At 40.4% G+C, this 19,459-nt stretch carries 17 protein-coding genes; 11 read left to right on the top strand and 6 right to left on the bottom strand.

The window, feature by feature from the left end:
• Positions 1-263 precede the first annotated feature (263 nt).
• Positions 264-902 carry a TetR/AcrR family transcriptional regulator gene (locus Q0A08_RS23315; RefSeq protein ID WP_438463912.1) on the bottom strand — a complete coding sequence of 213 codons (639 nt, stop codon included), beginning with the start codon at positions 900-902 and terminating at the stop codon, positions 264-266.
• Between the two features lie 503 nt (positions 903-1,405).
• Here Q0A08_RS23315 and Q0A08_RS23310 point away from each other — a divergent pair.
• The 3 genes from Q0A08_RS23310 (at position 1,406) to hydA (ending at position 5,791) form a co-directional block, all read left to right on the top strand.
• Positions 1,406-2,641, top strand: a complete 1,236-nt coding sequence (locus Q0A08_RS23310; RefSeq protein WP_438463911.1) for a Zn-dependent hydrolase — start codon at positions 1,406-1,408, stop codon at positions 2,639-2,641.
• A gap of 141 nt (positions 2,642-2,782) precedes the next feature.
• Positions 2,783-4,270 carry an NCS1 family nucleobase:cation symporter-1 gene (locus tag Q0A08_RS23305; RefSeq protein WP_438463910.1) on the top strand — a complete coding sequence of 496 codons (1,488 nt, stop codon included), beginning with the start codon at positions 2,783-2,785 and terminating at the stop codon, positions 4,268-4,270.
• An 81-nt stretch (positions 4,271-4,351) separates the two neighbouring features.
• Entirely contained in the window at positions 4,352-5,791 is a 1,440-nt protein-coding gene (hydA, locus tag Q0A08_RS23300; protein ID WP_438463909.1) for a dihydropyrimidinase, read from the top strand.
• A gap of 91 nt (positions 5,792-5,882) precedes the next feature.
• Here the strand turns inward: hydA and Q0A08_RS23295 are convergent, their stop codons facing one another.
• Positions 5,883-6,683 carry an alpha/beta fold hydrolase gene (locus Q0A08_RS23295; RefSeq protein WP_438463908.1) on the bottom strand — a complete coding sequence of 267 codons (801 nt, stop codon included), beginning with the start codon at positions 6,681-6,683 and terminating at the stop codon, positions 5,883-5,885.
• A 94-nt stretch (positions 6,684-6,777) separates the two neighbouring features.
• Here Q0A08_RS23295 and Q0A08_RS23290 point away from each other — a divergent pair, with 94 nt between their 5' ends.
• From Q0A08_RS23290 to Q0A08_RS23265, 6 genes are all read left to right on the top strand, one after another.
• Positions 6,778-7,395, top strand: a complete 618-nt coding sequence (locus Q0A08_RS23290; RefSeq protein ID WP_438463907.1) for a CGNR zinc finger domain-containing protein — start codon at positions 6,778-6,780, stop codon at positions 7,393-7,395.
• Positions 7,396-7,640: 245 nt separating this feature from the next.
• Positions 7,641-8,240 (top strand): TetR/AcrR family transcriptional regulator, encoded by a 600-nt coding sequence (locus Q0A08_RS23285; RefSeq protein ID WP_438463906.1) that lies wholly within the window; start codon positions 7,641-7,643, stop codon positions 8,238-8,240.
• Positions 8,241-8,387: 147 nt separating this feature from the next.
• Positions 8,388-10,745 carry an efflux RND transporter permease subunit gene (locus Q0A08_RS23280; protein ID WP_438463905.1) on the top strand — a complete coding sequence of 786 codons (2,358 nt, stop codon included), beginning with the start codon at positions 8,388-8,390 and terminating at the stop codon, positions 10,743-10,745.
• Between the two features lie 10 nt (positions 10,746-10,755).
• The gene (locus tag Q0A08_RS23275; RefSeq protein WP_438463904.1) at positions 10,756-11,574 is read left to right on the top strand and encodes an outer membrane lipoprotein-sorting protein; all 819 of its coding nucleotides are present in this window, start codon (positions 10,756-10,758) and stop codon (positions 11,572-11,574) included.
• Between the two features lie 18 nt (positions 11,575-11,592).
• Positions 11,593-12,849: a hypothetical protein gene (locus Q0A08_RS23270; protein ID WP_438463903.1), complete on the top strand. Its 1,257-nt coding sequence runs from the start codon at positions 11,593-11,595 to the stop codon at positions 12,847-12,849.
• Positions 12,850-13,241: 392 nt separating this feature from the next.
• Positions 13,242-14,441, top strand: coding sequence for a GGDEF domain-containing protein (locus tag Q0A08_RS23265; protein WP_438463902.1), 1,200 nt, complete (start codon positions 13,242-13,244; stop codon positions 14,439-14,441).
• A gap of 57 nt (positions 14,442-14,498) precedes the next feature.
• On the opposite strand, the gene dnaQ is transcribed toward Q0A08_RS23265, so the two are convergent.
• Genes dnaQ through Q0A08_RS23250 form a run of 3 tightly spaced genes read right to left on the bottom strand, consistent with a single transcriptional unit; the run spans position 14,499 to position 16,380 of the window.
• A complete protein-coding gene (gene dnaQ, locus Q0A08_RS23260; RefSeq protein ID WP_438463901.1) occupies positions 14,499-15,203 on the bottom strand; it encodes a DNA polymerase III subunit epsilon in 705 nt (234 codons plus the stop codon).
• Between the two features lie 2 nt (positions 15,204-15,205).
• Entirely contained in the window at positions 15,206-15,643 is a 438-nt protein-coding gene (gene rnhA, locus Q0A08_RS23255; protein WP_438463900.1) for a ribonuclease HI, read from the bottom strand.
• Positions 15,640-16,380 carry a class I SAM-dependent methyltransferase gene (locus Q0A08_RS23250; protein WP_438463899.1) on the bottom strand — a complete coding sequence of 247 codons (741 nt, stop codon included), beginning with the start codon at positions 16,378-16,380 and terminating at the stop codon, positions 15,640-15,642. Before Q0A08_RS23250 ends, rnhA begins: the two co-directional genes overlap by 4 nt.
• A gap of 98 nt (positions 16,381-16,478) precedes the next feature.
• Between Q0A08_RS23250 and gloB the strand changes: the two genes are divergently transcribed.
• Positions 16,479-17,252: a hydroxyacylglutathione hydrolase gene (gene gloB / locus Q0A08_RS23245; protein WP_438463898.1), complete on the top strand. Its 774-nt coding sequence runs from the start codon at positions 16,479-16,481 to the stop codon at positions 17,250-17,252.
• Between the two features lie 59 nt (positions 17,253-17,311).
• A complete protein-coding gene (locus tag Q0A08_RS23240; RefSeq protein ID WP_438463897.1) occupies positions 17,312-19,048 on the top strand; it encodes a LysM peptidoglycan-binding domain-containing protein in 1,737 nt (578 codons plus the stop codon).
• Positions 19,049-19,125: 77 nt separating this feature from the next.
• Here Q0A08_RS23240 and Q0A08_RS23235 read toward each other — a convergent pair whose 3' ends face one another.
• A complete protein-coding gene (locus Q0A08_RS23235; RefSeq protein WP_438467691.1) occupies positions 19,126-19,413 on the bottom strand; it encodes a pyrimidine/purine nucleoside phosphorylase in 288 nt (95 codons plus the stop codon).
• Between the last annotated feature and the right edge of the window lie 46 nt (positions 19,414-19,459).

Here is a 19,459-nt window from a genome sequence, read left to right as displayed (position 1 = left end):
ATAAATACCATAATTATTTTTTGAAGGTAAAGCATTTTCTTAAAACAAAGAGAAGAAAGTTTTTATTTAAATGTCAAAAAACCGTAAATTTAATTTTTAAATTAAATAGTATATAAAACAAAAAACTGACATTTGGATTTTATAAGAAGAATTTGATTTTGAAGACTTTTTTGCTTTTTTTAGCCTTTAGATTTAAATACTAAAAAAAGCAATTTGATAAGGTAAATGTGTGAGCTATCCGAGCGAATCCGTAAAAATAAAAATTATTCGTTTTGAGCACCTAGTGCCTTGAGCACAAAGTTTGATAAAAACTTAGCGGCAACATCAAAATCATCAGCTTCTAGCTTGGTTTTTCCCATCAGTAGCTGAATCTGAATCGAGAAGTCAGCATAAGTCTGAGTCGACGCCCAAATAGTAAAAAACAGATGTTCAGGCTCAACGGGGTCAATTAACCCTTTAGCAATCCAACGCTTAACTAATTGGACATCCCGTTCAAACTGAGGCTTAAGGTGACTGACCATATAATCTTTTAAAACCGGAGCACCATTGATTATTTCATGGGCGAACACTTTCGATGCATCGGGATAATCTCTAGAAAGTGCAAGTTTTTCAACAATATAGGATTCAATAACCTGCTTTGGTGACGCATTTTCATCATCACTAAAAACCATTTTCTCAACCCACAAATCCAGTATCACCTGTAAAACCTTGTGGTAAAGCGCTTCTTTTGATGAAAAGTAATAGATAAGGTTTTGTTTCGATATTCCAGCTGAGTCTGCTACGGATTCCATAGAGGTGCCACTAAACCCCTTAGTTGCAAATGCCTTCTCTGCAGCACGTAAAATTCGATTCTCAAGCAAAACTCGGTTACTTGATGGCTTTCGTGGTGTTTTCATTATCATCAGACAACGTGTCCTAAATATGTATCAATGATGCGAAATTGCCGCAAACATAGCATACTTCAGGCCTTCTAAATAGTCAGACAGCTCAACACCGAAGGGAATCATTAACCTTCATTTTCTACATTTTATTTTCTTTTAATTAAGTAATTCGTTAACTAAAGATTAATATTTTTTAATTTATTAATTATATCTAATCCATAGAGTTGATTAACGCTTAAATAAATTTTAAAGTTTATTAACTCGCATTGAGTAAAAAGCTCATCACTTTAATCAAACTTATTTTTGGCATAGATTTAGCTTTGTGAAATCAGACTCCAATTAAATATAGAAATCGAGTTATATTTTTTTGAATGTTTTTTTGACCATTTGGTAAATTAAAATATTAAAGATAAGTTGCCTTAAAGCCCCTGTTTACCTTGCATTGCATGAAAACAGGAAGACTTTAATTTATTTTGAAAACTAAAATAAAAATATATAAATTGAGACTGAGTTGAGGAAAGAAGATGAATGATTTAAGAGTTAACGGTGATCGTTTATGGAGCACTTTAATGGAAATGGCACAATTTGGTGCCACAGATAAAGGAGGTTGTAACCGCCTAGCTGGAACAGACCTAGATCGCCAAGCAAGGGATTTGTTTGTTAGCTGGTGCAAAAAAGCGGGTTGCGAAATCAGTGTCGACAAAATGGGCAATGTGTTTGCTCGTCGTGAAGGCGTCGACCCTTCTCTACCAGCTGTCGGAACAGGCAGCCATTTGGACACTCAACCCACTGGCGGAAAGTTTGATGGTGTGTTTGGCGTACTCGCCGGTGTCGAAGTACTTAGAACCTTGCATGAAAACAATATCCAAACGCCAACTGCTATGGAATTCTCAGTTTGGACTAACGAAGAAGGCTCCCGCTTTCAACCTGCTATGCAGGGATCAGGTGTTTACGTTGGTCGTTTTGATTTAGAAACTGAACTAAACAAAACAGATGTCAACGGTATTAGGCTTGGCGATGAACTTGAGCGCATAGGTTATAAAGGTCAAGAAGAACCCGGTAGCCGCCATCTAGGCGCATTCTTTGAAACTCACATAGAACAAGGCCCGATTTTAGAAGATGAGAAAAAAAGTATCGGTGTTGTTCGTTTGGGCCAAGGCATACGCTGGTACAACATCAAAATCCAAGGCCGTGAATCTCATTCCGGCACCACCCCTATGCACCTTAGACAAGATGCTCTTATTCCCAGTGCCATGATAGTGAGTGAGATGGAAAAAATAGCCCATCGTCATGAAAATGGACTCGGTACTGTTGGCTATATGGATGTCTATCCTAACTCACGTAATACCATCCCAGGACGCGTCAGCTTTAGCGCTGATTTAAGAAACCCTGATCCAACTGTGCTTGAAAAAATGCATCAGGAACTGCTCTCATTTTGTAAACAAGTATCCCTTGAGCGTAATATTGAAATAGAGGTGGATCCATTTTGGTACTTCGCTCCTGTCGAATTTAATGCTTCTGATGATGTTAAAGCTGCCACTGAAATGTTGGGGTATTCTCATATGGATATTTATGCAGGTGCGGGCCATGACGCCTGTTATATGGCTGACCTAGTACCTACTGGCATGATATTTACCCCTTGTCTTAATGGCATCAGCCATAACGAAGCCGAATCAACAACGCTAGAAGAATGTGAAGCGGGTGCAAATGTACTGCTACATACCATGTTAGAAGCAAGTAAGCGTATTGCAGAGCAATAAAAGTGTCTGCTCAATTACCCCATGGGGCAATAGCATGGGGTATCCCTTTAAAGCAAACAAACCTAGGGTGAACCCTAACTAAAAAGATTTGCTAATAAGGTAGTTTTGTCACATCCAATTAACGATTATGAGGTAAGTGTCATGTCCAGTAAGTCAGTTAAAGTAGATGATTTTTATGAGCTCCAGGTAGACTCGGATCTTGAGAACAGTGATTTTTATAATGCCGACCTTGCACCCACCAAAATTAAAGAAAGAACGTGGAGTAAAGTAAACATTGCAGCCCTTTGGGTAGGCATGGCCATTTGTGTACCAACCTATACTCTTGGCGGTGTATTAACCGCTTATTTTGGTTTATCCGTCACTGAAGCCTTATTAGCTATTTTGCTTGCCAATATCGTTCTGCTCTTACCACTCACATTAAATGCCTTTGCAGGCACCAAGTACGGCATTCCTTTTCCTGTTTTATTACGCTCTTCTTTCGGCATAGTCGGTTCTAATATTCCCTGTTTAATTCGTGGGCTTGTGGCCTGCGGTTGGTTTGGCATTCAAACCATGTTTGGGGGGTTGGCGATACATTTATTACTCTCTTCTTTTTCTGATAGCTGGGCCAGTTTAGGGTCAGTGGGCGAAGTAATCGGGTTCTTTATATTCTGGGCGTTGAATATTTTTATTGTCATAAAAGGCTCTGAATCCATTAAATGGTTAGAAACCTTATCAGCTCCTCTTTTATTAGTCGTGGGTCTTGGATTGATGTTTTGGGCCAGCGATAAAGTATCGATTACAGAAGTATTGGCCATTCCTGCTAACCGTCCTGCTGACGCTGGCTTTTGGGGATACTTCTTTGCAGGCTTAACTGCCATGGTGGGTTTTTGGGCAACACTTTCCCTTAATATTCCTGACTTTAGCCGTTATGCAAAATCTCAAAAAGATCAAATTATCGGCCAAATCATTGGCCTACCGATTACCATGTTCTTTTTTGCGGCCTTGGGTGTCGTGTTAACCGCGGCATCGGTTAACCTAGTTGGCGAAACCGTATCTGATCCGATCACACTAATTGGCAAAATAGATAGCCCTTTTTGGGTCGCTATTGCCATGGTCCTTATTATTATTGCCACTCTCTCAACCAATACTGCAGCTAATGTAGTGTCGCCAACGAATGACTTTCAAAACATTGCACCTAAATACATTAACCATACTCGTGGCGTTTTAATGACAGGGGTTGTCGGTATTTTGCTGATGGGCTGGGAGTTGATGAAAAAAATGGGCTGGATAGTCTCTGATGTCAGTGTTGAAAGCATGTACTCGAATTGGCTATTAGGCTACTCAAGTTTATTAGGCCCGATTGCCGGCATCATGATGGTTGATTACTTCTTGATTAAACGCCAACAATTGGATCTTGTTTCTCTCTATAGCAAAGACAATCAATACCCTTTATTTAATAGTGCTGGTTTTATCGCTTTTTGTTTGCCTGTTGCTGTCACTGTTATCTCATTAAGCTTTGATGTCATTACTTGGTTCTATAGCTATGGCTGGTTCACTGGCGCTATTTCAGGTGCTGTCATTTATTACTTTGTCGCTGAACAGCAGCAAAGCCAAACCATATCTGATGGTGCAACCTCAGCTCAATAATTCACACGTTATCTAATTAGGCATCTATTCATTACTTTCAATAGGTGCCCTATTTTTCAATTGCTCTTAGGGAGAAAAGCCATGTCATTATTAATACAAGGCGGAACCATAGTCACACACGAAATAAGCTACCAAGCAGATATTTATTGTAAAGATGGGAAGATTGCCGCAATTGGTCAGCAGTTAGACATAGATAAAGACACTCAAGTTATCGATGCCAGCGGCAAACTAATCATGCCAGGAGGAATAGACCCCCATACTCATATGCAATTACCTTTTATGGGAACAGTCGCGAAGGATGATTTTGCAGCAGGAACGGCTGCGGCCCTTGCTGGCGGCACCACCTCTATTATAGATTTTGTTATCCCAAGCCCACAGCAATCCTTAATTGAGGCTTATCACCAATGGCAAGACTGGGCCCAATCCTCCCATGCGAACTACAGCTTTCATGTTGCCATCACTTGGTGGGACGAAAGTGTTAAAGAAGAGATGGCTGAACTTACCCAAAATCATGGTGTAAATAGCTTTAAACACTTTATGGCCTATAAAAATGCCATTATGGCAACGGATGATATTCTGGTAGCCAGCTTTAGTCGTTGTCTGGAATTAGGTGCCATGCCCACTGTACATGCTGAAAACGGCGAGCTGGTTTATCACCTTCAACAGCAATTGTTAGAACAAGGTATTACTGGTCCAGAAGCTCACCCACTTTCTCGCCCTTCTTCAGTTGAAGGTGAAGCAGCTAACCGTTCGATTAGTATTGCCAACACACTAGGTGCGCCACTTTACTTAGTCCATGTTTCGACAAAAGAAGCGGTCGACGCCATTCAATATGCTCAAAACTCAGGCCACACTGTGTATGGCGAATGCCTTGCGGGTCATCTTGTCATTGATGACAGCGTGTACCAAGACTCAGACTGGGGCAGAGCTGCGGCTCATGTTATGAGCCCTCCTTTTAGGCCGAAATTCCATCAAGATGCGCTATGGAAAGGAATTCAATCTGGCACCTTACACACCACAGCCACAGACCATTGCGCTTTTTGTGCAGAGCAAAAAGCGATGGGTAAAGATAACTTCACCCAAATTCCAAATGGTACCGCTGGGGTTGAAGAACGTTTAGCCGTACTTTGGGAAACGGGAGTTAATGCAGGAAAGTTAACTCCAAATGAATTTGTTGCCATTACCTCAACCAATACCGCTAAGATATTCAACATATACCCTCAAAAGGGTGCTATTGCTGTCGGTTCTGATGCTGATCTGGTTATTTGGGATACAAATGAAAGCAAAACATTAAGCGTAGATACGCAGATGTCTAAAATTGACTTCAATATCTTTGAAGGTATGACAGTAAATGGCTGTGCAACCTCAACGATATGTAATGGTAAATTGGCCTGGCATGAAGGTGAGTTATTAGCCCAACCAGGTGACGGCAAGCACTTTGAGCGCCCAACCTTCGCGGGTTACTATGATTCTATCATTAAGAAAAACCAACTTAATGAAGCGAAATCCGTAGAACGCTAAGTCATTGCGACTTAGCTTTAAAGTTACGCCACTCAAGTTTAACCGGATTAATTTGAGTGGCTTTTTTATGCTTCATTTTAGCTAATAACGTTTAGAGCAAGAGAGTCGCAATAATGGCTTCGGGTGCATCTTCTTGCATCAGGTGTCCTGAATTAGGCACAACAATCAATTGATTATCGGTCACCATTTGGGCAAAGCGCTTGCCTTGAGAAAGCGGTATCCATTCATCCTTTTCCCCCCAAAGTAGCTGAATATTGTCCATCTGATGATAAAGACTCTCAATTTCATCCGTGTAAACTTGATCCATTTGAGCAATTTGTCGATAGAATGCAGCTTGCCCTTCTTTTCCTTGCCAAGGCTTCATATAAATCTCAAGCGCTTCTTGAGTTAAAACTGAAAAGGCCGATGTTTGTAGATAATCAGCTAATAAAGCGTTGTGAGCAAACTCAGGTAAACCACTAAATGCAGCTTCATATTGACGAACATGCTGCACAAAAGGAGATCCCCAAGGTGCAATCGCAACAGGGTCAATAATGGTTAACTTAGAGAATCGAATACCATTTAAATAATAAGCACGTAAAGCTGTCGCACCACCAAAGTCATGACAAAGCACGTCAGGTTCCGTCAGTTTCCACTCGTTTAACAGAGCCACCAGCAATCTATTTTGCACCTCGAGGGAAACATTCTGATGATCAGACTTTTCAGATAAACCGTAGCCCAGTAGATCAAAAAAATACACTTTAAATTTACTTGCAATTAAAGGTGCTATCTTTCGCCATACCTGTGAAGAAAACGGTGTTCCATGGATTAAAACTAAAGGCTTTCCTTCTCCTATCACTCCCCAAGCCACACTTTGCCCTTCAAAATTAAAGCGATTAGGTAAATTAAGCATCAAACCTCCTAAAACAACCATTAAAATATATTTAGAGGTTATAATGATAAAAACCCAATAACAACCGTTATTTTAATTTAATAGGTTACAAGCAATGTTAGAAGCACAAGATAGTTTTATTGGCGGGCACCCCATCTTAGATTTCATTAATACAGTCGAAGACCAAGATAAAAGCCGATTAGTCAGTCACATTCATGATTGGCAGCGTTTTTTAAATTGGATTGAACACTCAACTCTTTTTAATGTTCATCATAAAGCAGCTCTAACCCAATATGACGAAGCAGAATCAAACCGAGCTCTGGCTGAGCTTCATACGACTAGAGAAGCGCTCTATGCCATGTTTAATCGCTTATTATCTAACTCAGATAACAGCGCGATAATTTCACAAGAAATACATAAGCAGAAAATACCTCAGAAGATTGAAGTGAGTATCCAAACGGCACTTTCTCATGCATCTCTTATCAAGCAAGGTGATCAGTATCAGTGGCAATCAAATACCTTAGCTTCAAACTGGTTTATAGATGTGCTTTACCTCTCCTTAGACGATTTTTTAAGAACACAAGATATTAACAAACTAAGAGAGTGTGGCCGCTGCACTTGGTTATTTTTAAATTCAGGCAGAGGTCGAGGAAGGCGCTGGTGTCGTATGAGCACCTGTGGCAATCGAGAAAAATCAAAATACTTTCGTAAACGTCAAAGCAAAGTCACTTAATCGCGAAAATAAATCCATGCTATATCTCATAAATTATGATCAAAATGTCAGAGATTTTGCATGAAATAGCAGGAAATAAGGGCTTTTGCCCTTTATTTATGACAAAAATGTCACTTTTCCTATTCTATTTAAAACAAGGCCTTAACTTTTTGTATAATGGAATTTGATGCTTTTTTGAAATATAACCATTGCAAACCGACCGATCGGTTTGTAAACTTCACTTTATTCAAGGTATAGGTTTTTTTATGTCAAACTCTCGTGATTCAGAAGCAACCCGTCGTCACCTTTTAGAGGTGTCCGCTGAAGAAATGCGCTTGTATGGTTTTAAAGCAGCCAGCCTATCTAAAATTCTTGAGAAAGCCGAAGTATCAAAAGGTGCTTTATATCACCACTTTGCTAATAAGCAAGCACTCGGCTATGCAGTATTTGAAGAGATTTATGCAGAACAATACTTAGGCCATTGGCGTACTGCCCTAGCCTATGATGACTTGGTTGAAGGTATTCGCCTTATGTTAGCAGGGTTCCAAGCCCACTGCTCAATCGATGACATTATGCAAGGTTGCCCAGTAAACAGTGTTTCACAAGAAATGTGTGCGACTGATGAAGGCTTTCAGCAATGTACCTCAAATATGTACAAAACTCACTGTGACTTATTAATGACAGCCATTGAAAAAGGCATAGAGAAGAATATTTTGAAGCCTGATTTGAAAGTTGAGCAAACCGCTTGGTTCATCATTTCAAGCTTTCAAGGCATCGGTAGCATAGTGAAAAGTTGTCGTTCTAACGAATGCATGCTGAAGCTGCATGAGTCTTTTATCGAATACCTTAAGACATTAAAGCTCTAGTAATAACTAAATAAGATTCCCTTTATAAAAACACCTTTTTGGTGTTTTTATTTAACACAAAACATACCGAACGGTCGGAATGATTATTTATCAACATACCGAGCGGTTGGTATAGATTACTTTAATCCCCTTGTAGGAGCAATAAAAATGCAACCTTCACAGAAAACATCAGACTGGGCTAGTCGCTACGCGGATTGGCTTATTCGTAATCGCTGGCTGGTGCTCATCACTTCCGTGTTGATCACTCTCTTTATCGCCAGTGGTGCCAGGCTTTTAGCCTTTAATAATGATTACCGTGTTTTCTTTAGTGAAGACAACCCTCAACTACAAGAGTTTGAACAGCTACAACGTACCTACACTAAAATAGATAACGTTTTATTCGCAATCGAAACGAAAGATGACAATGCTTTCTCTAATAATGCTTTGGCAGCAGTCGAAGAGTTAACAGAGAAGTCATGGTTATTACCTTTTGCTTTACGCGTTGATTCCATTAGTAACTTTCAGCACACCTATGCCGAAGATGACGACTTGATTGTTGAAGACTTGGTGAGTGGTGCACAAGATATTGATGCCCTTAATTTGCAATTGTTAAAGCAGGTTGCGTTAAGTGAGCCACTGCTTGCTGATCGTATAGTAAACAAAGCAGGAACGGTTTCTGGGGTTAACATTACCTTCCAGATGCCTCAAAAATCTCTTGATGAAGCGCCACAAGCGGTGAATGCTGCCCGTGCTTTAGCTGCTGAAATCGAAGCAAAATACGATGTAAAAGTACGCTTAACTGGCATGGTAATGCTGTCAAACGCTTTCTTTGAAGCGACGATGAAGGACATGTCTACTCTCGTACCTGTGATGTATTTAGTCATCATCGCCATTATGTACCTTTTAGTTCGCTCTATTAGTGCAACTATTAGTGCTGTTGTTGTCATCATGCTATCTATGATGGCGGGAATGGGCTTCGCAGGTCACTTTGGTATTCAGTTAACACCGCCATCGGCTTCTGCCACCACTATTATCATGACACTGGCAGTCGCCGATTCGATTCATATTCTGGTCAGTATGTTTGCGGGTATGCGTAATGGCATGAGCAAACATGACGCCCTAAGAGAGAGTATCAAGGTTAACCTTGGTCCTGTTTTCTTAACCTCGGTAACGACTGCGATTGGTTTCTTATCCATGAACTTCAGTGATGCGCCGCCATTCCATGACCTAGGTAACATTACTGCTGTTGGCGTTATGATGGCCTTCTTCTTATCGGTAACACTACTACCTGCATTGATGGCTATCTTGCCTGCTAAAGCAACGAAAAGCAGCACATCAATTGGTACTAGCATGGATAAGCTTGCGGACTATGTTATCAATAACCAAAGAAAGATCCTGTTGGGTTCTGGCCTGATTACCCTAGTGCTTGTTAGCTCAATTCAAATGAATAAACTTGAAGATAACTTCATTGGCTACTTTGATAAGACCCAAGACTTTCGTGTTGATTCTGACTTCGTAACAGATGAACTGACTGGCATTTATCAACTGCAATACTCTTTGGATAGCGGTGAGAATAACGGTATCAGTAATCCTGCTTTCTTAGCTAAGTTAGATAGTTTTACTAACTGGTTACGTACACAGCCTGAAGTAATCCATGTAAACAGTATCAGTGATACCTTTAAGCGCCTTAACATGAACCTTCATGGGGATGATGAAAGCTACTATCGTTTACCACAAGATCCAGAGTTAGCAGCTCAATATTTACTTCTTTACGAGCTATCTTTGCCATACGGCTTAGACCTTAATAACCAAGTTAACGTGAGCAAGTCTTCAACTCAAATCGTTGTTTCCTTACAAGACCTTGGCTCCACCCAACTTAAAGCAATTGCTGAACGTGGTACTCAATGGTTACAAGACAACGCAGGTATTACTGCTTACGGTGTTGGACCAGCCATTATGTTTTCATACATATCTGACCGAAATATTGAAGGTATGTTAGTAGGTACTGGAGTCGCTATGATCCTAATCTCGCTATTGATTGGTATTGCTTTACGTAGTGTCAAACTAGGTTTCTTAAGCCTTATTCCAAACCTACTTCCTGCCGCACTTGCTTTTGGCCTTTGGGGATTACTCGTTGGTGAAGTGAATGTTGCTGTCTCCATGGTAACCGGTATGGCATTGGGTATTGTGGTGGATGATACGGTTCATTTCTTGAGTAAATACTTACGAGTTCGACGTCTGGGGATGTCAGCAGAAAGCGCTGTACGTTACGCCTTCTCCTCAGTCGGTGTTGCCATTATTGTCACCTCAATCATTTTGGTAGCAGGCTTTGGCGTACTGGCTCAGTCTTCATTTGGTATGAACTCTAATATGGCGGTATTAACAGCAATAGCCATTGTCATGGCTTTGATCGCTGACTTCCTATTATTACCAGTGCTTTTATTGAAACTAGATAAGAAAGCTTACAAGGTTGAAGATGGAACCGCTTCAGCAGACTCAAACACACCATTAACAGCGACAAACTAAGGTGAATAATATGAAAACTTTATTAAATTACAAACTGACTTTAAGCACCTTGGTTAGTGCTGGTGCACTTATTTTAGGTAGTCAAACCGTGTTAGCTGCAGATTTATCTGAAGCAGAACAAAAAGGGTTGGATATCGCGATTGAAGCTGATAAACGTGACCTAGGTTTTGCCGATAACTCAACCAAGATGACCATGGTTCTTAGAAATAAATACGGTGAAGAAAGTGTGCGCCGTATGCGTAGTAAAACGCTAGAGCAAGATAATGATGGCGACAAAGCCCTAATCATCTTTGATAATCCTAGGGATGTAAAAGGCACCGCATTTTTGTCTTTCACTCATAAAGCAAGTTCAGATGATCAGTGGCTTTATTTACCTGCATTAAAGCGTGTGAAGCGTATTTCATCTAGCAACAAATCAGGTCCATTTATGGGCAGTGAGTTTGCATTTGAAGATATCTCTTCACAAGAAGTAGAGAAATACACTTATAAATATTTGCGTAATGAAACACTAGACGGTCGTGATCACTTTGTCATAGAAAGAGACCCTGTTGATCCTAAATCTGGTTACTCAGTGCAAAATGTTTGGATAGACACACAAGAATATCGTGCCTTTAAAATTGATTTCTATGATCGTAAATCAGACCTTTTAAAGACATTAACCTTGTCTAACTACAACCAATACGAGAACAAGTTTTGGCGTGCAGATAACTGGATGATGATCAATCATCAAACAGGCAAATCAACAGAGCTTAATTACCAAGGTTGGAAGTTTTCCAATGGTTTTCGTGAAAAAGACTTCACTAAGAACAGCCTAGCTCGTGCTAAGTAACTTAACCTAGAGATAAAGATGATGAGTTTAAAGCCCTTATTTAAAGCAAACAAATTGCCAGCTGCGGCCTTTACTCTTGCCAGTTTACTGTCTCTAAACTACTCATCAGCTCTTATGGCTGATGAGTATGAGGATACCTATAGTGAATTGACAGGTTATGGTGCATTGGAAGCTCGTTATTTTCCCCAGGATGCCCTTTATTCTGGACAAGATGACAGCAGCCTTTCCTCTGCCTTTAATCTTGAGTATTACCGTGACTGGGATGATGGAAACAAAAGATTTGTTGCAACAACCTTTGGCCGCTATGACAGTCAAGATAGCGAGAGAAGCCATCTGGATATCCGTGAGCTTTACGTTTGGCGTGGTTATGAAGACTATGAAGTTTATGCTGGTGTCAGAAAAGTTTTTTGGGGAGTGACAGAAACTCTTCACCTAGTCGATATTGTGAACCAGGATGATGCAGTAGAAGACATAGATGGTGAAGATAAACTTGGCCAACCTATGCTCAGTGTTTTGATGGAAAGAGACTGGGGGACATTTGAAGCCTTCGCCCTTTTTGGCTTTCGTGAACGCACCTTTACCGGTAGTGAAGGCCGATTAAGAGGCGCACTTACGGTAGATGCGGATGCAGCAAGGTACCAATCTTCCAAAGAAAATGAGCATGTAGACTTTGCTGCTAGATGGTCACAAGTCTATGGCGATTGGGATGTGGGCTTAAGTCAATTTATTGGTACTTCAAGAGACCCGCAATATCAAACCATTACTAACTCTTCGAATCAGGTTACTGGGCTTGCACCTTATTACGCACAAATTCAGCAAACTGGTTTGGATGTACAAGCTATCTATGAAGACTGGCTATTTAAACTAGAGGGTATTTCTATTAAATATAAAGGCGATGATAGAAATACCGCTGCCGTTGGTGGTTTTGAATATACCTATGTTGGTATTAATGACTCCGTCGCGGATCTCGGTGTCTTTGTTGAATATCAATTCGACGACAGACATGGAGACAAAGCGACAGCGAATCAAAACGATCTAGCCCTAGGGACTCGATGGGTACTGAATGACATAGAAGGAACCGAAGTCATTTCTAGTATCAGCTTTGATCTCGATAACCAAAGCCAATTTGTCAGTTTAGAAGGTAGTCGCCGACTTAATGATGATTGGTTCATAGAAGCTCAAGCGAGATTGTTTACCAATACAGATACACAAGATAACGCCTATCAATTACGCAACGACGATTATATCCAGGTTGAAGTTAGACGTTACTTTTAATGTTAAAACTCACTCACTTAATAATTAAGTGAGTGAGTTTTCTATATATCTAACACTCTCTTATTTCTATTTCGGATATCTCTTTTTCAGATCTCTCCGTTATACCTTTTCGCTAGAACAGTTCTTCATCTCACTTTTTCCTCTGTTTTATCATTCGCCCTTTCAAGGGACGTTCTGCTTTTCGGTGAATGCCATATCAATTTAAATAATTTCGTTTAAACTTGAGCGATAAAACCTTGTATAGCACGCTAAAGTTGCATGGTTTTCTCAAAGATCGAATTGAAGCTTAGGCTAAGTTTTTAGTCGTTCGCTCTCTCATAATCACTACCTAATTAAGCGCTTATTTAAAAGACATGATCAACTATCGAAAAAGTAACAAGCTCATATTTCTTTTGAGTTTTATCATTGCCCTACTCATTGTTGTAAATGGCCTCTTTTCATTTTTTAAAATGCAGCAAATAAAACATGAGTTTTATGATGTTGCTAATCGTGACCTGCCTCTCATATCACAGCTTTTGCCACTTATTGATCGTCAATTTGAACAGACCTTATTGATAGAAAAGCTACATCAATTAAGCCAAGATCATAGGCTGATCGTACTTGATACGCTTGAAGGCAGTTTTATCAGAAGTGGTGAAAAGTTCGAAACGACCATTGATGAGCTCATCGAATTTATTCAACCCATGCTAATTGATAGCCGTGATGTGATGCGCAATCAGATGTCTAGAGTTATCACCATTCTCAACAAAATCAGTTTGGAACATACACAATATCATTATCAAGTAATTGATATGATTGAGTCACTTAAAACGAGCCAAGGGGAATACCACCCAGCTTTAATTACCTTACTTAATAGTGAAGAAGTTGAACTAAGACGCGAGCTTATCGACTTAAGGGATGAGCTACAAAGGTTTACCCAAGAAGCTGCAGATGATGTTGAAGCTCATGAAGAGCAAGTCATTAGAAGCACTGTCACCCTTAATATTTCGTCTTTTTTATTAGGCGCATTACTGCTCTATATGATAGTCAAAATAATGGCGAGCCGAGATGCAGCCACTCAGAAGATCAATTACTTTGCTCATTATGACCCTCTAACAAAGCTAATCAACCGTCGCTATTTCTTTGACCTATTTGACCAATCCTTATTGCAGCATAAACAAGATAAAGAAGCGTTTAACCTATGTATTTGTGACCTTGACCACTTTAAAGGAATCAATGACTCACTAGGTCATCAGGCTGGCGATAAAGCCTTAACTGGTTTCGCTCAAATTTTAACAGGCACGTTAGGTGAAAAGGATATTATAGGTCGCTTTGGTGGCGATGAGTTTGTCATTTGTTTTAACAATAAAAACCAGCAGGAATGTGAGTTTTTATTAGAGCAAGTAAGAACTAAATTGGCACAGAGCCGTTTCACTCTAAATGATAAAGCCCATTTTTCGGTCACAGCCACCTTTGGCGTGGCTCACATTGATGGTGACAAGATATCTCAATCTGATTGCAAACAGTTATTCGAAGCTGCCGATAAAGCCTTGTATATGGCCAAACAAGACGGTCGAAATCAAATTTGTGTATTAGATGCGCTCTCTCAATAAAAAGGCAAACGCTAGCATTAGCAAAAGTTAGTACTAGCATGACATAGCGTGACTTTATTAAAGGTCACGCCAAAGCACTTTACCTGCCTTTTTTTCGATTAAATCAAGCCTTTCATTATGCAGCTCTAACTCTGCATCATTTGCTTTAAGCACTTTTAGCATAGGTCTATCTGGACTTAAACGTCTAATTGTTAAGGCTGCGCCGCCGATCGAGCCATCGTCGTCATCACCTAACCCTAAACTGGTTTGCCCACCTGTCATTAACAGATAAACATCGGCCAAAATCTCCGAGTCTAATAAGGCCCCGTGGAGTTCACGGTGAGAGTTATCTATGCCATAACGTCGACATAATGCATCTAGATTATTCTTTTGTCCTGGGTGCTTACTACGGGCAAACGCCAAAGTGTCAAAGACAGAACAGACATCAGCAACTTTTGGAAAGTTACCCAACTTTGCAAATTCATGATCAATAAAGCCAACGTCAAAGGGTGCATTATGAATAACAAGCTCAGCCCCTTGAATATAGTTTAGGAAGTCTTGTGCCACCTGATGGAACCTTGGCTTATCAGCCAAAAATTCATCACTAATTCCGTGAACTTGAAACGCTTCTTCTTCCACCTGACGGTCTGGATTGATATACACATGGAAGTGGTTTTTGGTGAGTTTTCTATCCACCATTTCCACACAACCAATTTCAATAATTCTATGGCCCTGTTTTGGGTCAATACCCGTTGTTTCCGTATCTAGAATTATCTGTCTCATAATTAATCTCTTATTTTCTCTATACCTAGGTTAGCGAGTTCATCAGCAATTTCGTTACCCTTGATACCCGCATGGCCCTTAACCCACTTCCACTCTATATCATGTCTTTGACACTCTTCATCCAGAGCTTGCCATAAATCTTTATTCTTAACCGGTTGCTTGGAAGCGGTTTTCCACCCCTTTTTCTTCCAGCCTGCCAACCATTGTGTAATCCCTTTTTGCACATAAGATGAGTCAGTATATAAAGTTACCTTACAGGCTTCAGTCAGCGCCTTAAGACCTTCTATTGCACCACTTAACTCCATACGGTTATTGGTTGTATCATTTTCACCACCACATAAACGCTTTTCATGCTCACCAAAGGTAATCCAAGCCCCCCAACCACCAGGTCCTGGATTTCCTTTACAAGCGCCATCGGTATAAATTACTACGTGTTTCACTGTTTAATCTCTTTCGCCGTTGGCTTTCTAAGAGGCGTAACTCGAACAGAAGCCCGCCGCCAACGTGGTTTATGTGGAATAAGTCTATGGGTCTGTTTTGTCGCTGTAATAACATAAACACCACCCAATGCCAGTTTTGACATAGACATTAAAGAATCTAAAGGCTGCCAACGAGCCTGCCATGCCGCCGATTTAAAAGGAGGCGAATAACACAAGTAATCTGTGCTTTCCAACGTAAGGCCAGCCACTTTTAACCAATCCTCTAAACGCTTCATGGCAATAAATTTTGCACACCAAGGTGCATAACCTCTGCTTGAAAACAGTTGTTTTGCTCGCCAAAAGCTCCAAGGATTAAAACCAACAATAATGAGTTTTCCACTTGGCAATAAACTCCTTGCTGCTTCACGTAAATCACCATGCGGATCTTCAGAAAGCTCTAACGTATGATGTAATACATGCACATCAATACCATCAGACTCGACCGGTAATTCATGAGAGTTAGCCACAATCAAATTGTCTGGCGCACCTAATTCGAGGCTGGGAGCTATCATAAGTTTGGTGCGTAAAAGTGAATGCGATATATCCAACTGTTTAAGCGGACTTTGCATTAAAAGATAGTAACCTACCGTTTCTTTTAATAGGCGATCTAACAATTCGGTTTCTTGCTTTAATACATTTTGGCCGAGTTCAGACTGGTACCATTGCTGGAAAAATTGCCTAACTTGCTTGTCCGCCATACAATTTACTCTGCTGACTTGTATCATTACTCAGTTTGATAGGATAACGTAAACGAGTAACTTACTCCCCATTTGACACCTGAAAAGTGAGATTTATTTTGATTCATCCCATTCCAGCCTTTAACGACAATTATATCTGGATTTTGACCGACAATGATAGCTCACAAGCTTGGGTAGTCGACCCAGGTGACGCTAAACCTGTCCTTAACTATCTTGAAGAACATAATTTATCCTTAGCTGGCATTTTAATCACTCACCATCACCCAGACCATACTGGCGGCGTCGCAAAATTAAAAAAACACTTTAACTGTCATGTCGCAGGCCCGACTCACCTAGTTAAAATTGTGGATCAAGGTTTGGTCGATGGCGACAGCATCTCTGTAATGGGACGTGACTTTGATGTTATCGCGACGCCTGGACACACGCTGGATCATTTATGCTACTTCAGTCAGAGCCAAGAAAAAGACAATATACTCTTTAGTGGAGACACGTTATTCCGAGGCGGATGTGGTCGTTTGTTTGAAGGTAGCCCAAAGCAAATGCAAGATTCTTTGCAAAAACTCGCGCGTTTACCACAAGATACTCTAATTTATTGCACTCATGAATATACTTTAGCAAATTATTCTTTCGCATTATCGTTAGATACTAATAATGCAAATTTGATTAAATACGAGCAAGAGTGTCAAGACTTAAGAGCTCAAAATTTACCTACTTTACCTTCAAAAATTTCTATAGAACAAGAGGTTAATCCCTTCCTTCGCGCCCACATCGATCAAGTTTCGAACAACGCAGCCAAGCAATTAGATCAAGAATTAGGCAAGACAGCAGAAGCTAGATTTGCACAAATACGTAAAGCAAAAGACAGCTTTTAGTTGACCTGAGTGGTTTGCACTATAAAATGTGTCGAAATTTGCCAACATAAAATGACTAGATGACTAAACAAACTTTTATTGCAGCGACATTTTGCCTCGCGTTAACCGGTTGCCAATCGTTAACTAATGAGCAAGATCAAGCAGGAACTCAAGCGATCGATGCGGAAAATACTGCCACGTCTAATGTAGACGTGAATGTTATTGATTCTGATTTAAGTAATCAAACAGACGACGCATTGGTTTTCCCATTAGATACTCGTGATGTGGCGTTATCGCCAGCAGCAATCGATGATATTCCACTTCCTGAAGAAGTCGTTAATCTTGATGCTGAAAAAGCAGAAGTACAAGCTGAGCCAGTTATTGAAGAAGTCATCCCTGAACCTCTTCCTCCGATTGATCTATGGCAACGTATGCAATCTGGCTTTTCACTTGACCTAGAGCTGAACAAGCCAAGAATCTCTAGCCAGCTAAAATGGTTTGTTTCACACCCAAGTTATCTTGACCGTGTTTCGCGCCGAGGCTCACGCTATCTTTACTTTATTGTTGAAGAGCTAGAAAAAGCTAACCTACCTTTAGAGATTGCATTACTCCCTATTGTTGAAAGTGGCTTTGACCCGTTTGGCTATAGTCATGGCCGTGCGTCTGGCCCTTGGCAGTTTATCCCATCAACAGGTCGTAGTTATGGTTTAGACCAAGACTGGTGGTATGACGGTCGTCGTGACATTGTTGGCTCTACTCGTGCAGCAATTGCCTACCTTACTCGCTTAAACAAGATGTTTAAGGGTGACTGGTTACATGCTCTTGCAGCTTATAACTCAGGTGAAGGCACGGTATCTCGTGCTATTCGTCGTAATAAAAAAGCAGGTAAACCAACTGACTTTTGGTCACTTAAGCTACCAAAAGAAACCCGTGCTTACGTACCTAAATTACTTGCTCTTGGTAAACTTTTCGAAAACCCAGAAAAGTATAATTATAAGCTAAGAGACATGCCAAACGAGCCTTATTTTGAAATCGTCAATATTGGCGGTCAAATAGACTTAGCTCAAGCGGCAAACATGGCAGGTATCAGTATTGATGAAGTTTACCTTCTAAACCCAGGTTTTAATCAGTGGGCAACTTCTCCAACAGGGCCTCATAGATTATTGATCCCGGTTGATAAAGCAAGCACCTTCCGTAGCAAGCTGGTTTCTATCCCTGCTGACGAACGTGTTACTTGGGTTCGTTATACCGTTGAGTCTGGTGATAACTTGGCTTTGATTGCTAAACAGCACAACACCACGGTAAACGTGCTACAAGACGTGAATAAGATGTCTTCTACTCTTATTCGTGTTGGACAGCAGTTAATGATTCCAGTTGCTGGTAGCAAGATTGAAAGCTACACCTTAAGCTCACACCAGAGATTGTTGGCTAAACAAAATCGCTCTCCAAGCCAAAACCGCATAAAGATTAATTATGTTGTTAAATCTGGAGACAGCTTTTGGAAGATCTCGCAAAAATACAAAACGACGTCTAAGCAACTTGCTCGTTGGAATAACATGGGCTTAAAAGATCCGTTATTCGCAGGTCAAAAATTAGTTGTTTGGCTAAAAGGCGAGAAACGCGTTAACAGCACTGGTCGTAGTGTCACCAAGAAAATCGTTTACACCATTAGACCAGGTGACTCACTCGCTAAAGTAGCAGGTAAGTTCAGAGTGAAACTGGCTGATATTAAGAAATGGAATCCAAAAGTTACTGGACAGAAATATGTTCAACCAGGAGATAGATTAACCTTGTTAATCAATGTGGTTGCAGGCTAGTTTTTCGTCTCAATAACGTCATAAAAAAATGCGCCTTAAGGCGCATTTTTTTATTTCTAACCTAAACCAGTTACTCTTTATTCATAACGGCAATGGTAGGCAGTCTGTTCATTCACTTTAACGCCAAAGCTTTGGTTTGCTTCAACAATAAAAGTTTCATTCTGTTTAAACTCAACCCAGCCTTCAGAACCTGGTAACTTCACGGTTAGCATGCCAGATACCACTGTCATGTATTCTCTTTGTGACGTTCCAAACTCATACTCGCCAACCGCCATGACACCTACGGTAGATACACCTTCATTGTTTTCAAGTGCAATGGATTTTACTTGATTGTCAAAATAGCTATTTACTGAAAGTTCAGCCACGTTTTTCTCCCATGAATTAATAATTTTTCTGCCATCAAGAATACGA

It is taken from the genome of Marinomonas sp. PE14-40, assembly GCF_051623805.1.
In the GTDB taxonomy this organism is placed as follows: domain Bacteria; phylum Pseudomonadota; class Gammaproteobacteria; order Pseudomonadales; family Marinomonadaceae; genus Marinomonas.
Note: the sequence above shows the minus strand (reverse complement) of the source record. Positions and strands in the feature narration are given on the sequence as shown.

Excerpts from the sequence above, each read along its gene's own strand:
- Q0A08_RS23315 (WP_438463912.1), bottom strand. The coding sequence starts at position 902 with ATGATAATGAAAACACCACGAAAGCCATCAAGTAACCGAGTTTTGCTT.
- Q0A08_RS23310 (WP_438463911.1), top strand. The coding sequence starts at position 1,406 with ATGAATGATTTAAGAGTTAACGGTGATCGTTTATGGAGCACTTTAATG.
- Q0A08_RS23305 (WP_438463910.1), top strand. The coding sequence starts at position 2,783 with ATGTCCAGTAAGTCAGTTAAAGTAGATGATTTTTATGAGCTCCAGGTA.
- hydA (WP_438463909.1), top strand. The coding sequence starts at position 4,352 with ATGTCATTATTAATACAAGGCGGAACCATAGTCACACACGAAATAAGC.
- Q0A08_RS23295 (WP_438463908.1), bottom strand. The coding sequence starts at position 6,683 with ATGCTTAATTTACCTAATCGCTTTAATTTTGAAGGGCAAAGTGTGGCT.
- Q0A08_RS23290 (WP_438463907.1), top strand. The coding sequence starts at position 6,778 with ATGTTAGAAGCACAAGATAGTTTTATTGGCGGGCACCCCATCTTAGAT.
- Q0A08_RS23285 (WP_438463906.1), top strand. The coding sequence starts at position 7,641 with ATGTCAAACTCTCGTGATTCAGAAGCAACCCGTCGTCACCTTTTAGAG.
- Q0A08_RS23280 (WP_438463905.1), top strand. The coding sequence starts at position 8,388 with ATGCAACCTTCACAGAAAACATCAGACTGGGCTAGTCGCTACGCGGAT.
- Q0A08_RS23275 (WP_438463904.1), top strand. The coding sequence starts at position 10,756 with ATGAAAACTTTATTAAATTACAAACTGACTTTAAGCACCTTGGTTAGT.
- Q0A08_RS23270 (WP_438463903.1), top strand. The coding sequence starts at position 11,593 with ATGATGAGTTTAAAGCCCTTATTTAAAGCAAACAAATTGCCAGCTGCG.
- dnaQ (WP_438463901.1), bottom strand. The coding sequence starts at position 15,203 with ATGAGACAGATAATTCTAGATACGGAAACAACGGGTATTGACCCAAAA.
- Q0A08_RS23250 (WP_438463899.1), bottom strand. The coding sequence starts at position 16,380 with ATGGCGGACAAGCAAGTTAGGCAATTTTTCCAGCAATGGTACCAGTCT.
- Q0A08_RS23240 (WP_438463897.1), top strand. The coding sequence starts at position 17,312 with ATGACTAAACAAACTTTTATTGCAGCGACATTTTGCCTCGCGTTAACC.